This window comes from Leifsonia sp. ALI-44-B (assembly GCF_001984125.1).
Classification (GTDB): Bacteria; Actinomycetota; Actinomycetes; order Actinomycetales; family Microbacteriaceae; genus Okibacterium.
Window position 1 is genome coordinate 1 of sequence record NZ_MTQL01000005.1, and the last position, 12,909, is coordinate 12,909.

Below are 12,909 nucleotides of genomic sequence, written 5' to 3' on the forward strand. Positions count from 1 at the left end.
ACCGGCCACGGGACTGGCCTCGTCTTTGCTGGGGCAGTAAGGAACGTCGTCGAATCACGCCAAGACGACTACGCCTGGCCGACGCCGCACGCACACTTCGGCGTATGGGTCTCGGAGAACATACCGATCGTCGAAGGCGCCTGGGTGAATATCAGCGATGACCCTCAACTTCGCGATCGACACTTGTTCCCCCTCGTAATGTGATGCCGCCGTGGGGCTCGGGTGGCGTCCGATAAGGGATGCTTGGCCGGGCACCCGAGGCGTGAAATGGATCGAGTTGGCTAGCGAGGAGTACCGTGCTGTGTTCACGGGGCTCGGCGCCGGCCTGGCAAAGTAGGTTGCATGAATGAGCTGGGGAACCGCGTCATCCGTTCGACCAGGCTGGGCACGGTCGCTCTCGTGTTGGCGGTAGTGGGCGCCGTCGGGTCTTGTGCCTCATCGGTGTTCGCGGGCTTGAACCTCGGGCCGTTGGAAGTGCGTTCGAACACCGGTCTCACCGATGAGGAGCAGGTCCTGCTGCTTGCCGTGTTCATCGTGATGGGGTCTCAGCTGGTGTGGGTCGGCGTGGCATTGTGGGGTGCGATCCAGGGGATTGTCGCAACGGTTCAGCACCGTGGCCGAAGGAGCGGCATCGCCGCTGTCGTGGTGGGTTTCGCGGCGCCGCTGGTGTCCTTCGTGCTCTGGCTTGTTCTCGTTCTGGCGACGTCGCCGATCGGTTAGCGGCCGCGCGTGCTCGGTGTCCGGTAGGGGATGGTCTACGGGACGGCCATAAGCCGATCGGCTTGAATGCAACACGGATGAACGCGGCATTACCATCGAAGCGTGTTCAACATAGGTCAGCGCACCGCCGTAGAGGGCGCGTTCGCTCTCGCTGGCTACGAAGGGGCGATTCGAACGCTGCCCGTCACCAGCGAGGACGAACGCATATTCGTGCTTGAGCGAGACGACTTGGGACGGCTTCGCGACATCCGGACGCTGGAGCAGATCGTTGGCCAACTGCTCGGGCGCAAGGTCGCAATCATCGACGTGGGGCCTGACGCCCCTGCATCTGTCCTGTTCACGTAGTGTCCGGTAGGGGATGCTCCACCGGACGCTTTTCACGTAAAAACAGCGGGCCAAGCTTCCCGAGTCGGTGATGATGTCGACGATCTCTGCACTGATCTTGAATTCGCCGAACGCGACCGCCCGGATGAGAACAGCGGCCGCTGCGGCTGCCACACGACGACGAGGGTGCGTATCGTCACGGAACCGGCTGGCGCTGCGTTCTTCCGATCAGTGAACACGCCAACCCGCGCGGCGCTTCGCGATAGGAGAGCCGCGCTGAGAGCCCCACCTGCGGCGGTGATCGCGTGATGCCAGATCGGCGCCGCAGTGTCATTCTCTTCGCTGCAGAGAAATGGGTCGATCAGCAGCAAAACGACGAATTCCCAAGCAAAAACAGCGAAGACGATCAGGGCGGCCGCGAGGTCATCCCAGGCGGAGCGAGGTTTCGAACTCACCTTTCGACCCTATTGGACCAGCCGAAACCGATTCGTAAGTTGTGGTCGCAGATTCCAGTACTTAGTTGCCTTTGGGGTCACCGCTAGCGGTATCCCAGGCGTAGTAGGTGCCGTCCTTCTCGAACGTCATCCACCGGTCGCAGTCCCAACCCGTCTCGGGGATGTCGGTTGGCCACCATGCCGGCTCGACGGCGCTTTTGCCCTCGATCGGGCCGGGCGTGCAGTACTCAGCGGTGATGCCGTTCTCGCTGGTCCATCGGGCGGCGGCGCCGAAGTCATCGAGTTTGGCGAAGAGTTCAACGTCTCGGCTGTCGCCGGTGATGAAGCCGGGGAACCGGACTCCGTCATCGGACTTGCGGGCTTCTGCGATGGTGTCGAATTGGTAGGACGCATCTTTGGTCTGTGCGGCTTCGATGAGCGAGCAACCGCTGAGAGTGACAGCAGCGCTGGCAGTGAGGGCGGCTGCGGCGAGGATGGTTCGGGTTCGGGGAGAGGCTGTGGGGGTGGTTCGAGTGGTCATAGGAAGAGCCAACCGGTTGCCGCTCGGACACGCGTCACCCCAGGGGGTCTGCACTGTCATCCGAAGGATGTCTCATTCATCGTCCGAATGGTTCACCGAGCGCCGCCCGGTGCCGGTCTAGTACGAGCCGACGGCTTGCGAGCGGGCCCATGCGCCACACGGGCTGCCGTATCGGGCGGCGATGTAGCCGAGCCCCCAGGTGATCTGCGTGACAGGGTTTGTCTGCCAATCGGCGCCAGCCGAAGCCATCTTCGTACCGGGGTATGCCTGTGGGATGCCGTACGCACCGGAGGACGGGTTCGCAGCGTTCACCCGCCATCCTGATTCTTTGTTCCACAACGACACAAGGCACGAGTACTGGTCGTCGCCCATGCCTCGAGCGGCGAGCATCTCGCGGGCGATCGCTTTCGCGGAGCCCGGGTCCGGGGCGGCGACCGGGCCGGTCGGAACCGTGGGAGCAGGCTTTCCGGCTTTCGGTGCCTTCGCTGCGGGTGTGGTCTCGACGGGTGGCGGTGTGATGACCGGTTTCGGCGCAAGAGCCACCGTGTAGCCGTCACGATCGAAAGCCGTGTCGTAGCTGCCCGTCGCGGTCACGGTTTGCGTGGCCTCGCCATCGAACCGTCCTGCGGGCTGGAAGTAGGGCGATGCGATGGCACCGGCGGTCGGGTCGACGACGTTCACCACGCACACGGCTCCGACGGCTGCGAAAGCGAATGCAGAGAGTACGGCGCGGCCACGAGATATCGGTCGACGGAAGCTTCGACGTGCGTGGCCGGCGGGCCGAGTGAGAACGCTGTGAGCGGCAAGATGTTTCCCCATACCATTCACCATACGCGGGTGGGCTGAACGTCACTTACGTGAAGATCTGCGCGGAGGCGTGGTCACTCGACGGGGACGCCTCTTGCTTGAGAACCCCTCGAACACGCCATTCACCACGACGATTCAATGACCGCTTTCTACCCGTGTCACTCGGTTGAGGGCACCGGGCCAACCGTGCCGGCGTTTGTCGCTGTGGGCTCTCGTGGAAACTCAACCCGCACATGGAGTCCGCCGCCTTCGCGAGGCGTCAACCCGAGGGTGCCGTGGTGTGCCTGAATGATTCGCTCGACGATAGAAAGCCCGAGTCCCGTTCCGGTGTAGCCCTCGGTGCGTGCACGGTCGGTGCCGCGGAGGAATGGTTCAGTCAGCATTGCCACCCGCTCAGGGGTGAGTTCCGTGCCGGTGTTTTCGACGGTAAGGACCCCGCCAGCTGGGGTTTCCTGTGTCGTCACCTGGACGCTTCCTCCGCCGGGGTGGTTGTGAACAATGGCGTTGTGGATGAGGTTTGCGATCAGTTGAAGCAGGAGCGGCGGTGAACCGGTCGCCATAGTGATGTCACCATCGATATCGATGCGCACGTGGTGCGCTTCGGCGAGAGGGAGAAGTGTTTCGGCGGCCTGCTCGGCGAATAGAGACAGATCAACGGCCTCGCGTGTAGGAATGTCTTTGTCAGCGCGGCTCAGCAGGAGCAGCGCCTCGGTTACCTCTATGGCACGGGTGTTCGTCTCTTTGAGTCTGGCGAGATCTGCTGCGTGATCTCTGTTTCGGTCGTGTTGGGCGACATCGATGAGGGTCTGCATGATGGCAAGCGGGGTGCGTAGCTCGTGAGAGGCGTTAGCGGCGAATCGTTGCTGCTCCGAAACGTGGGCCTCGATCTGAGTGAGCATCGAGTCAAACGCGTCGGCGAGCTCGCGGAACTCGTCCTGCCGACCTTTCATCCGGATCCTGTGCGAGAGGTGACCCGTAGCGGCTTCTCGTGTAGCGGCCGTCATGCGGTTGAGGGGCGCCAGCATGCGACCAGCCAGAACCCATCCGCCGGCCAAGCTGAGGAGTAACAGGAACACGAACGCGCCAGTAGCAGCAGGAATGAAAGCCCGAATCAGGTCGCCCCTGCCCGGCGAGAAACCATCACGTCCACTCGCCGAGCTTGGGGGGACATAGCGCAACAAAAACACCCACACCACAGACAGCAGCAACGCCCCGGCCAGCATGACTAACCAGACGTAGCTCAAGGCAAACTTTAGGCGCGCACTCGGCCCGGGAGCCCTATTCATGCGAGGTGCCACTGGACGGAACGTCCGTGTCCGCGTAAATGCGGTATCCCGCGCCCGGAACCGTGGAAATGAGCCACGGTTCTCCGAGGCGCTTCCGGAGAGCCGATATCGTTATCCGGACGGCGTTGGTGAACGGATCGGCGTTTTCATCCCAGGCCTTCCGTAGAAGTTCCTCGGCGCTGATTACCCCGCCCTCTGCTGCCATGAGGATTTCGAGCACAGCGAACTGCTTGCGGGTGAGTGCGATGTACCGGTCTTCGCGGTACACCTCGCGACGGAAGGGGTCGAGTCGTAGACCGGCGATTTCCTGGACCGGGGCCCGGCTGTGCGCCCTTCGGCGGTCTAAAGCACGGAGCCGCATTACCAACTCCGGCAACTCGAACGGCTTGGTGAGATAGTCGTCAGCGCCAAGGCTGAATCCGGATGCTTTGTCGTCGAGACGGTCGGCGGCAGTGAGCATGAGGAACGGCATCCCCGTGCCGGACGCGACGATGTGTTTAGCGATCTCGTCGCCTGAGACGCCGGGAACATCACGATCGAGAATCGTAATGTCGTACTCGTTGATACTGAGTAGGTATAGAGCGGTGTGTCCGTCGTTCGCAATGTCGGCCGCGATAGCTTCGAGTCGTAGTCCGTCACGCACGGCTTCGGCCATGAACGGTTCGTCCTCAACGATCAACACACGCATGATCTCAGGGTACGGCGTGCCGCTTATCGTCGGCGTATCGAAAAGCCCATACGACCATGTAACACGGGCCCGTGTGTGCTGAGCACATGACACGACTCACCAATGCCCGTCGACTGGCTTCACGTACCCTTGTTCCTTTCGCTCTGCTCGCTCTCGTAGGCACTGGTTTGGCGGGTTGTCAGCTGGCCGACGGCGGCTCGATGTCCGCGCCCCAGGATGGCTTTGCGCAAACCGTCGGGAGCGATGCTGCTGAAGGTGTCCTGCCCGACGGCGCGACGGTGTTCGATGAGAACCTTCCCGGCATCGCAAATCTCGATCCTGCGCTGCGGGCCGCGGTGGAGCAGGCATCCCGGGCAGCTCTCGAGGAGGACGATGTGCAGCTGGTGGTGACCAGTGGGTGGCGTTCGGCCGTGCTTCAGAACCGGCTCTTGGATAACGCTGTCCTGGAATACGGCTCCCGTGAAGAAGCTGCTCGGTGGGTTGCTACCCCGGAAACCTCAGCACATGTGACCGGTACAGCGGTCGATATCGGCGGGATGGACGGCTATCTCTGGCTCGGTGAACCCGACCATGGTTCGGCATACGGGTTGTGCCAGATCTACGTGAACGAGCGGTGGCATTTTGAGCTTATTCCGGATGCCGTGTCCCAGGGGTGCCCGGACCAATACCTCGACCCGACGCACGACCCAAGAATGCAACCGTGAGGCTGTCTCCGCTCTCCGCCGCACTGATGGCCGCCTCGCCTGCTGGCCAGTTCTGACCTCTTGGACACCCCACCCAAGGAAATGGCGCTGACATATCGTCCTTGTATCGAAAACCCGATACATTGCCGCAACACGCGGATCATTTGACTTGATCACATGCGATCACCCACCTCGGCGCTCATCGTTCACGACGATGCGATCCGCGAAAACACCCTGCGGTTCCATTCGCTAACCCGAGGACGACTCATGGCCGTGCTCAAGGCCGACGCTTTCGGACACGGGGACATCGCACGAGCGGTGCTCGAATCCGGCGCTGGCTCAATCGGTGTCACATGCATAGACGAGGCACTCGCGCTACGCGCCACCGGTATTGGTGCCCCTATCCTCAGCTGGCTCAACACCCCAGGCGCAGACTTTGAGACGGCCCTGCGCGAGAGTATCGATCTGGCGGTGCCCAACCTCGAACTGCTCCATGCCGTTGCGCAGGCAGCGCGACGTACCGGCAAAACGGCGCGCGTGCACCTGCACGTTGACGTAGGAATCAACCGGGACGGTTGCCCGGTTCATGATTGGGCAGCCCTGTGCACGCTCGCCCGCGAGCACGAGGCCGCTGGCACGATCCGCGTAGTCGGCGTAATGGGACACATGTCGTGTGCGGACGACCCGGGTAACCCGCAGAACGCGCGCGAACGTTTGGTCTTCGAGAACGCGGTTCGCACCGCTAGGCGGCGAGCACTGAACCCCCAGCTAACCCACCTCGCCGCAACGGCGGCGACGCTGACCAACGCGGGTGGCAGTCTCGGGATCCATCGAATCGGTGCGGGCCTGTTTGGTATCGACCCTTCCGGCACAACAAGCTTCCTCAGGCCTGCTCTGACGCTGACTACGGCTGTTGTTTCCTCCCATGAAGTGCCCACACATGCGGGCATCGGCTATGGGCATGACTTCATCACCACAGCCCGCACCCATATGGCGCTCCTGCCTCTCGGCTACGGGGACGGACTTCCCCGCAGCGCGTCCGGGCAAGCAGAAGTGCTTGTACGGGGGCGACGACGCCCGTTGGTGGGCCGGTTCTCGATGGACATGGTCGTCGTGGACACCGGCGACGACCTCCTTCATCCCGGAGAAACGGTCACCATCTTCGGCCCCGGACGAGAAGGGGAACCGACCGTCGCCGAATGGGCGCAATGGTCGAACACGATCGAACACGAAATCCTCACCCGGGTGGGCTCCTGGAACTCCCGCATTCAACGCACCCATGACACAACGCGCCAAGAACCGCACCAGCAACAAGGAGACACCTCATGCCCCAGCCCACGTACCGCCGAATCGCCGTTATCGGTGGCGGAGCGAACGACGAACATCACGTCTCCCTTGCATCCGCTGCCGCCGTCACACGAGCCATCCGCGAACTGAACCTCACCGCCGTCCCACTCACCATCACCGAAAACGGTACATGGCGGGACGAGAGCGGTACCGACGTTCCGGCGCATCGCGCCATCGAGATACTCACCGGCTGTGACATTGCATTCCCAGTGCTACACGGCGTCCGGGGCGAAGATGGCACGATCGCGGGCCTGCTCGACCTATCGGGCATCCCGTTCGCCGGTTCACCGGTGCGAGCTGGGGCACTCGGGATACACAAGCACGTCACCAAGCTCATCGCCGAATCGCTGGGCATTGCCACTGCGAAGTCGCAGCTCGTCCAACCCGGGTCCGAGGCGACGACGACCAGTCTCCAACCCCCGTTCGTCGTAAAACCAGCCACAGGCGGTTCGAGCAACGGCGTCTTCGTTGTCGCCGACCCCGACGACATCGCAAAAGCTGTCGCCCAAGCGCGGAAATATGGCCACTCCGTGCTGGTCGAAGAGTATGTCGTGGGGCGGGAGTTGGACATCGCCGCTTTCCGGGACCGGAACGGCACGCTCCGTCTGGGGGCGGTCCTGGAGATCGACGTAACCTCCGGGGGAGTATTCGGCGCTGCAGAGAAGTACGACGGAAGGGCACAGTTCACCGTGCCCGCACGGATCAGCGACGCAGATGAGTCAGCAATCCGAACCGCTGCGGCCCTGCTTTACGAGGCACTGGAATGCGCAGGAGTTGCCCGCTTCGACTTCTTCCTCACCGACTCCGGACCCATTCTCAACGAGGTGAACACATCACCCGGGATGACCGAGCACTCGCAAGTACCGTTGATGTACGCCACGATTGGCCTCAGCTACACCGGCCTCATCGCAGAACTCCTCGACGCCGTCAGCTGTTCCGTTTCCGGCAACACGGTCGAGCCGACTACGCGGCGCGCATGACTGCCGCGGTGCACGCACCTGCCGGCAGACTGGCATGGGCAGACGCAGCAAAAGGCCTGCTCATCATCCTTGTCGTCTTTTGGCATGTCGTCTTGAAGACCTATCTGCAGATCGACTGGCGCATTGACATCCCAATACCCGGCGCTTGGGGTCTCATCGCGGACGTCACCCACCCGGTTCGGATGCCACTGTTCTTCCTTATTTCCGGATGCTTCGCTGCGGGCGCAGTCGCACGGCCCTGGGCCGCGGTTTTCCGGGGCCGTGTCGTGCGTTACCTGTACCTATATCTGTTGTGGACCCTGATCCACACCGTCACGATGTGGGCATTCCCGGACTTCCCGACCCTTATTCCGCGTGGCTTGGCGGAGTTCTTCGAGGCCATCACGATCAGCCCCCCAAACGCCTGGTACCTTTACGCCCTTGCCCTGTACTTCATCGCGGCCAAAGGGTCCCGGCGTTTGCCGTCCTGGGTTGTCCTCACCGTCGCCGCGTCGCTGTCAGTGGCAGTCGCTGCCGGACTTGTCGACATCGTCAGCAACCGCGGTTCGCTCATAGCCAACCTGCTCTTCTTTCTACTTGGCGTTCGATTCTCTGCGCAGATTCAACGCTTCGCCGGTCATGCCCGCCCGCTCCATGCAGCGGCGTTCATCGTGCTCTACCTCGCAGTTTTCGCCATTGTGCGGGTGACAGGATCAGAAGCGGTGCCCGGCGTGTGGCCCACCATCTCTCTCATCGGCGTCGTTGCTGGCGTAGCGGTCGCACCGTTGCTTGCGAGAACTGCCCGGCTCGGCCAGGGCCTGACATGGCTCGGTGCGAGAACGCTTCCGATTTACGTCATCCATATGCCTATCCTGGCTCTCGCCGACGCTGCCGCGGTGGGGTTGATATCGGATGCGCGAATGGCCGTGCAACTGGCCGCGGCGGTCACTCTGCCTATCCTTCTCACCGCGTCTATCATCCTGGTCAGTACAACGCTTGGACAGCTGATCGCGCGGGACCGGCTGTCTTGGTTGCTCGACCTACCGGAGCGGCACCCGGCGACGCATTCTGGGCCAACTGGGCGACCTGGTGCCCCGACCCGCCCGGGACGTCGTCTCCCGTGGCGCACCCCCGTCGCGACCCTCACCCTCATACTCGTTGGCATCGGCGTATCCAGTGCTGCAGCGCTTCCACCATTTCCATCCGAAATCCCGAAACAGCCCGCCGCTCGAGCCGGTGAGGTCAGCGTCGGCGCGACGGGTGACATTCTGCTCTATGACGTAGAGCACACCATTCCGGCCGACAATGCCGCCAGCTACCTCGACAACGTCCGGCCCTGGTTCGCGCAGGACATCGTCACCGGAAATCTCGAGCAGGCAATCTCCGACGACACGGGATACGACAAATGTGGGCAAGCCACGGACTGCCTCACCTTCCGTAGCGACCCGGCGGCTGCCCGCGGTCTGGCCGACTTCGACATCCTGAATCTGGCGAATAACCACACTCGGGACTTCGGGCAAGCGGGCTACGACAACACCCGCACGGCGCTCGAAATCGCTGGCATTCGTGCCGTCGGCGACCGCAACGAGATTGCCTACACGCAGGTCGGCGATACCACCGTGGCGATCGTGGGTTTCACGTCTTATACGGGCTTCAACAGGGTTACCGATCTGCGACATCTGCGCACGATCGTGCGCACCGCAACCGAACACGCGGACATTGTGATTGTCCACGCGCACATGGGCGCCGAAGGCCCCGCCGCAGATGCCGTGACTCCCGGAACTGAAACCATGTATGGGGAGAACCGGGGAGACCCGATCGCGTTCGCACACGCCGCCATCGACGCAGGCGCAGATTCCGTCATCGGTCACGGGCCGCACGTTCTTCGAGGCATGGAGTGGTACGGCGGCCGTCTGATTGCCTACAGCCTCGGAAACTTCGGCGGCGGGGGTGTTTTCGGTAAAGACGCTTCTACCCGTTACGGCGCCTACCTCGCGCTTAGATTCCGCTCCGACGGAACAATAATCACCGGACACGTTCAGTCTGTCCGGTTCGACTACGGCAACGGAGTACCCCTGCCCGATTCCGAAAACCGGGCAGCCGAGCTCATCAACGAAAAAGGCAATCGAGACTTTCCCCAAACGGCCGCGATCATTGGTAGCGACGGTGCGCTCACCGCGCCTTAGCCACGAAATCGCACACTCAAGAATCTTCTCCGTCCTCTCGATCAGTCAGAACTGGTGGTGATCGGGGCGCTCTCCTGCTTCTGCTAGCCCCAAGCCGAACCTCGGGGGAGGCGCACTACTCCGAGCAACAACCGTTGCATAACCCCCGCATCCAAGGTGCTTTTATACGAGCTGGGACGTTCCGTCCGTGTATCGATAAAGACATACGGGCCCGCAACATCCAAGAACGTTGACTGGGGGAATGACAGACCGCATTCCGCCATTTCCCCCACCCCGATACCGCCGCATTACAGGGCCATCGACGCCGTCTACTTCAGCCACAACCATCCATCCCGAACAGGCAGGTCGGACGGAGTTGCCGCCTCGGAATTCGGGTCGACAACAGCGCCGTATTCCCTCGCTCGACGTGATTCGCGGGGTCGCCATCATCGGCACCCTCGCAAGCAACATTTGGCTGTTTGTGTCCTTCACCGGAGACCGCGTGATCGACATCTGGTGGCAAGGTCTCTTGGACTGGATCCCGAACGGTAAATTTTTGGGACTGCTAACAATCATGTTTGGGATCGGGCTGGAGATCCAGCGCCAGTCGGCTAAGCGGCGTGGACGCCGTTGGCCCGGCACATACCCCATCCGAGCAGGTCTCCTCTTCCTCGACGGCGCCCTGAACTACATCCTCGTCGTCCAGTTCGACGTACTCCGGGCCTACGCGATCGTCGGCTTCATCGTCGCCTTCATTCTTTTACTGCCGGAAAAGCGACAGTGGATATTCATCGGGTTAGCACTAACAACGCACCTCACCATCCTCACTGTCGATGTTTTCGCTCCAGGATCGACACAACTACCTGGAATCGTGCTTCCCGGGGAATTCCCCGTCTACGAGGGGCGGCCCAACTACTGGCAGACCGTCCACGAGAATTTTCTGACCGTGTTCGCCGCCATCACTCCCGGGGGCGACGTCGGGACGATCATCACACTCGGCCTCGCGGTTTTCACCCTCGGAGCCATGCTCTACCGGAACGGTCTATTTGAGGCCCGCGGCGCCCGCCTGCGGAAGTGGCTCATGGTCATTGGCTTCGGCGTCGGCCTCCCCTGGGATATCTTCACTTTCGTCACTGGCGACACGTCAGGTTTCGGCAGATACGTTGCAGCGCCGATAGTTGCCTTCGGGGTACTCGGACTGATGGCCTCGTTCTATCAACGCCATCGAATTGGGTTCGTCGGGCGCCGCCTCTCCGCCATTGGTCAGATGGCCCTGACCTGCTACGTGCTGCAAAACATTCTTGGACGCGTCGCTCAGTCATTGATCGGGAACAGCCCCCTCTCAGGCATGGTCGACCCTGTGATCGGAACTGTGGCCATGTTCACGGTGATCACCCTGCTTCTCGTCCTCTTCGCGGAACTCTGGATGCGAAAGTTCCGAAAGGGACCCTTGGAATACGTCTGGGACATCAGCTTTCGTCTTATCACCCGCAGTAAAGGCTAGAACCAGCAACGGTTACGCGCCCGAACGCCGCACAAGCCTCGTAACGTAAACTGATTCCCAACCAATCGATTGGTTGGTTGGGAATCAGTTTACGGGCGCGTGCCCTCACGTGCCGTTTGGAGAAGAAATGAAGTTCAGTGTTAAAGCAAGATACGCATCAGGAGTGTTGGCCGCATTCGGCCCTCTCGTTTTCCTAGCTTGTGAAGCGATTTCGGCCACGGCGTGGACGGCCGGGATCTATGACTATGGGGTGAATTTCATTAGCGATCTCGGTACGACGGTGTGCGGTTCGACTTTCAGCGGTCGTGTGATGTGTTCGCCTCAACATGGGGTCATGAATCTTGGTTTCGCCGTGATGGGGGTCTCAGTCGCCGCTGCCGTTGCTCTGTTCGCTGTGGCACTTCCTCGCGGGCGCCGCATCCTCGCAACGGTTCTCAGCTGTCTGCTCGCACTGGGCATGCTCCTGGTAGCGACTTTCCATGGCGGTATCGAGTCAGCTGACAACGGGACGATTGTGTTCCACGTTCTCGGGGCAGTCGTCGCGATCCTTGCTGGAAATGTGCTCGGTATTATCACTGGTGCTAATACCCGCGAGCTGGGCCTACCTGGTTGGTTCGCGCTGATCGCGAAAGTCCTCGGAATCGTGGGTATCCTTTCCCTAGGAGGCTGTCTGCTGTTCAGCTCGGCGGTCTTCGAGCGGATGGCGGTTTACTCGATCTTCGCGTGGCTGCTGACTGCATCCGTGCTCCTCGTCCGCACTGCCAGAATAAAACGTTTTGTGGCGTGAACCGCCGCCTCCTGACCAATCAACGGATCCGAAATGCCCCTAGATCCCGCCCTGCAGCCGACTATCCCTGGGTACCCGGCCCATTCGAGCACGAAGGAGCGGATACTCACTTCCGCTTTGGTCTCCCTCGCCGCGCAAGGCTTTTATGGCACCTCCATCCGCGTTATCGCCGAGGGTGCAGGCGTCAACTCGGCAACCTTGTACTCTCACTTCCCTTCGAAGCAGCACATTCTCGCTGAACTCGTTTCTCGCGGTAGTCACGAGCTATTAGGACGCATCACTACTGCTCTCGGTAACGCGACTGCACCCACTGACCGCTTAGACGCCATTATTAGGGCGACCACTATTGCGCACGCCGAACATCCACTTCTTGCGATCGTAACGAACCGGGAGATGTCGGCCCTTGAAACCGAACTCGCCGGGCCGGCAACGGCACCAACCGTTGAAGCCGCCCGTCTGCTACGCGCGGTTCTCGCGCAAGGCGTGACGGATGGTCTATTCGACATCGTTAACCTGGAAATCACCGCGCACGCACTTGAAGGAATGGCGCAGCTCGTCCCCTTCTGGTTCGACCCCGACAAGGACAAACCTGAGCACCTTGCGCGCCAGTATGTCGGAATCGCCCGACGCATCGTGCAGGCACGTGTCCGATAGGGGATGCTCC

Annotated in this window: 12 protein-coding genes and 1 pseudogene; 8 read left to right on the forward strand and 5 right to left on the reverse strand. The window is 61.6% G+C overall.

Annotation, left to right across the window (positions count from 1 at the left end; genetic code table 11):
- Positions 1-204, forward strand: a pseudogene (locus tag ALI44B_RS16330) (NUDIX hydrolase); the annotation flags it as partial.
- Positions 205-435: 231 nt separating this feature from the next.
- On the opposite strand, the gene ALI44B_RS16030 reads toward ALI44B_RS16330, so the two are convergent.
- The 5 genes from ALI44B_RS16030 to ALI44B_RS00625 all read right to left on the reverse strand — a co-directional run bounded on the left by ALI44B_RS16030 (position 436) and on the right by ALI44B_RS00625 (position 4,800).
- Positions 436-1,218 carry a hypothetical protein gene (locus ALI44B_RS16030; protein WP_179100176.1) on the reverse strand — a complete coding sequence of 261 codons (783 nt, stop codon included), beginning with the start codon at positions 1,216-1,218 and terminating at the stop codon, positions 436-438.
- 342 nt (positions 1,219-1,560) lie between these two features.
- A complete protein-coding gene (locus ALI44B_RS00610) occupies positions 1,561-2,019 on the reverse strand; it encodes a hypothetical protein (RefSeq protein WP_077052868.1) in 459 nt (152 codons plus the stop codon).
- Positions 2,020-2,136: 117 nt separating this feature from the next.
- Complete coding sequence (locus ALI44B_RS00615; protein ID WP_238591940.1) at positions 2,137-2,703, reverse strand: aggregation-promoting factor C-terminal-like domain-containing protein; 567 nt, start codon at positions 2,701-2,703, stop codon at positions 2,137-2,139.
- A gap of 281 nt (positions 2,704-2,984) precedes the next feature.
- Positions 2,985-4,070, reverse strand: coding sequence for a sensor histidine kinase (locus ALI44B_RS00620; protein WP_353615657.1), 1,086 nt, complete (start codon positions 4,068-4,070; stop codon positions 2,985-2,987).
- 34 nt (positions 4,071-4,104) lie between these two features.
- Positions 4,105-4,800 carry a response regulator gene (locus tag ALI44B_RS00625; RefSeq protein WP_077052871.1) on the reverse strand — a complete coding sequence of 232 codons (696 nt, stop codon included), beginning with the start codon at positions 4,798-4,800 and terminating at the stop codon, positions 4,105-4,107.
- A gap of 86 nt (positions 4,801-4,886) precedes the next feature.
- On the opposite strand from ALI44B_RS00625, the gene ALI44B_RS00630 reads away from it, so the two are divergent.
- The 7 genes from ALI44B_RS00630 to ALI44B_RS00665 all read left to right on the forward strand — a co-directional run bounded on the left by ALI44B_RS00630 (position 4,887) and on the right by ALI44B_RS00665 (position 12,899).
- Positions 4,887-5,504, forward strand: coding sequence for a M15 family metallopeptidase (locus ALI44B_RS00630; protein ID WP_077052964.1), 618 nt, complete (start codon positions 4,887-4,889; stop codon positions 5,502-5,504).
- A 156-nt stretch (positions 5,505-5,660) separates the two neighbouring features.
- Complete coding sequence (gene alr, locus ALI44B_RS00635) at positions 5,661-6,920, forward strand: alanine racemase (protein ID WP_083709348.1); 1,260 nt, start codon at positions 5,661-5,663, stop codon at positions 6,918-6,920.
- Positions 6,809-7,810, forward strand: coding sequence for a D-alanine--D-alanine ligase family protein (locus ALI44B_RS00640; RefSeq protein WP_077052872.1), 1,002 nt, complete (start codon positions 6,809-6,811; stop codon positions 7,808-7,810). Before alr ends, ALI44B_RS00640 begins: the two co-directional genes overlap by 112 nt.
- Positions 7,807-9,975 carry a CapA family protein gene (locus ALI44B_RS15440; protein ID WP_083709350.1) on the forward strand — a complete coding sequence of 723 codons (2,169 nt, stop codon included), beginning with the start codon at positions 7,807-7,809 and terminating at the stop codon, positions 9,973-9,975. The genes ALI44B_RS00640 and ALI44B_RS15440 overlap by 4 nt, the downstream gene beginning before the upstream one ends.
- A 241-nt stretch (positions 9,976-10,216) precedes the next feature.
- Positions 10,217-11,458, forward strand: a complete 1,242-nt coding sequence (locus ALI44B_RS00655; RefSeq protein ID WP_083709351.1) for a DUF418 domain-containing protein — start codon at positions 10,217-10,219, stop codon at positions 11,456-11,458.
- Between the two features lie 127 nt (positions 11,459-11,585).
- The gene (locus ALI44B_RS00660) at positions 11,586-12,245 is read left to right on the forward strand and encodes a DUF998 domain-containing protein (protein WP_083709353.1); all 660 of its coding nucleotides are present in this window, start codon (positions 11,586-11,588) and stop codon (positions 12,243-12,245) included.
- Positions 12,246-12,278: 33 nt separating this feature from the next.
- The gene (locus ALI44B_RS00665) at positions 12,279-12,899 is read left to right on the forward strand and encodes a TetR/AcrR family transcriptional regulator (RefSeq protein ID WP_083709355.1); all 621 of its coding nucleotides are present in this window, start codon (positions 12,279-12,281) and stop codon (positions 12,897-12,899) included.
- Positions 12,900-12,909: the final 10 nt, after the last annotated feature.

Excerpts from the sequence above, each read along its gene's own strand:
- ALI44B_RS00610 (WP_077052868.1), bottom strand. The coding sequence starts at position 2,019 with ATGACCACTCGAACCACCCCCACAGCCTCTCCCCGAACCCGAACCATC.
- ALI44B_RS00640 (WP_077052872.1), top strand. The coding sequence starts at position 6,809 with ATGCCCCAGCCCACGTACCGCCGAATCGCCGTTATCGGTGGCGGAGCG.
- ALI44B_RS15440 (WP_083709350.1), top strand. The coding sequence starts at position 7,807 with ATGACTGCCGCGGTGCACGCACCTGCCGGCAGACTGGCATGGGCAGAC.
- ALI44B_RS00665 (WP_083709355.1), top strand. The coding sequence starts at position 12,279 with ATGCCCCTAGATCCCGCCCTGCAGCCGACTATCCCTGGGTACCCGGCC.
- ALI44B_RS00625 (WP_077052871.1), bottom strand. The coding sequence starts at position 4,800 with ATGCGTGTGTTGATCGTTGAGGACGAACCGTTCATGGCCGAAGCCGTG.
- alr (WP_083709348.1), top strand. The coding sequence starts at position 5,661 with ATGCGATCACCCACCTCGGCGCTCATCGTTCACGACGATGCGATCCGC.
- ALI44B_RS00660 (WP_083709353.1), top strand. The coding sequence starts at position 11,586 with ATGAAGTTCAGTGTTAAAGCAAGATACGCATCAGGAGTGTTGGCCGCA.
- ALI44B_RS00630 (WP_077052964.1), top strand. The coding sequence starts at position 4,887 with ATGACACGACTCACCAATGCCCGTCGACTGGCTTCACGTACCCTTGTT.
- ALI44B_RS00655 (WP_083709351.1), top strand. The coding sequence starts at position 10,217 with ATGACAGACCGCATTCCGCCATTTCCCCCACCCCGATACCGCCGCATT.